This window comes from Parabacteroides sp. AF17-28, from assembly GCF_003479205.1.
GTDB lineage: Bacteria > Bacteroidota > Bacteroidia > Bacteroidales > Tannerellaceae > Parabacteroides > Parabacteroides acidifaciens.
The window spans coordinates 1-1480 of sequence record NZ_QUGV01000061.1; the positions used below are offsets into that span (position 1 = coordinate 1).

A 1480-nucleotide genomic window follows, 5' to 3' on the forward strand; every position below is an offset into this window, starting at 1 on the left:
AGCCCTCGTATGTTTGCAAAGAATTATTAGAATCGAATAAAAAGTATAATATTTGTAAACAAAAACGAGAAGGGGTGTATGGGAATAGCAACGAGCCCTATATAACGTAAAAACGTATATCGCCTTACAGATTCTGCGCCCATACATCATTCTTCTTAGAGCCTGGATCAGTATCCAGGAAACAAGCTATATGCTTGTATTCCGTATCTATTTACGAGGAAAGGCCAAGGAGAAATCCCTTCGTTAAAAAAACGAGAAAATGAAAGCATTAAAAGCAGTAGTAGGGATTGATGTGTCTAAAGATCACTTCATGGTATGTTACAAATCAAGAGACAGTAAAGTAATCAAAGGAACTCGTAGTTTCAACAACAACGAGTCTGGCTTTTTGGAATTGCTGGATTGGTGTTCTAAACGATCGGATATCAAGCCTGATTTTGTGATGGAAGCAACAGGCGTATATCACGAAAAATTAACAGATTATTTGTATAAGAATGGCTGTCAGGTCAGTGTAGTATTGGCCAATAAAATCAAGCACTATGCAAAAAGCCAGAATATCAAAACGAAAACGGATAAGAGTGATGCCTCAGTGATAGCGGATTACGGATTGGAACGGAATCCTGCGGCCTGGAAACCCATGACTCCTAAGTTCTTTTTGTTACGTCAAATGTGTCGTGAAATGTTGTCATTCAAACAGGATTTGACACGAGCCAAAAATCAACGACATGCCCTGGAATATGCCTACGGCATATCCGAACAGGTATTAAAAGTGAAAGACGAACAAATCCTGTTTTTAAACAAGTCTATCCGAATCATGGAGGAAGAGATCTGCCGGGTCTCACAGGAAGATAAGGCCTTTGATGCCAGGGTTAAATTGCTGACAAGCATCCCTGGACTGAGAGCCATCACAATCATTACAATCCTTTGTGAAACGGACGGTTTTGCGTCGTTTAATAACCTCAGACAGGTAGTTAGTTTTGCTGGTCTGGATATATCCGAAAAAGAATCGGGACAAATGAAGGGTCGCTCCAAGATATCTAAAACAGGGAATAGCCATCTACGTCAATGCTTGTACATGCCGGCTCTATCAGCTTGTAGTTGTAATAAACCCATAAAAGTTCTTTATGAGCGAATTGTGGAACGAAACCCAACGATTAAACGTAAGGGGATTATTGCCGGTATGAGGAAATTATTAATATTGGTATTTGTGTTGTGGAAAAAAGGCGAAGCGTATGATCCCGATTTTCAGTGGGGAAAAACGAAGACATCAGGGAACGATGAGACTAAGTCTTCTTATTGTTCCAGCTCGAAGAGCTGTCTTTAAGCCGATCAAAAAGAAGCAGGACCTTAAGTCCTGCTTCGCAAGATAGACATCAGTAAAACGAGTCAACTGAAGTCTTCTTATTGTTTGCTGCAAATATACGTATTTTAACTGATTAAAAAGCCTTTTTGTTTGCTTTTTATCATAGTATCTGTAAGGGCG

The 1480-nt window shown here is 39.7% G+C and carries 1 protein-coding gene; it reads left to right on the forward strand.

What is annotated here, in order from left to right:
* Positions 1–259: 259 nt before the first annotated feature.
* Positions 260–1321, forward strand: coding sequence for an IS110 family transposase (locus DWW90_RS20305; protein WP_122346281.1), 1062 nt, complete (start codon positions 260–262; stop codon positions 1319–1321).
* The last annotated feature ends 159 nt before the right edge of the window (positions 1322–1480 follow it).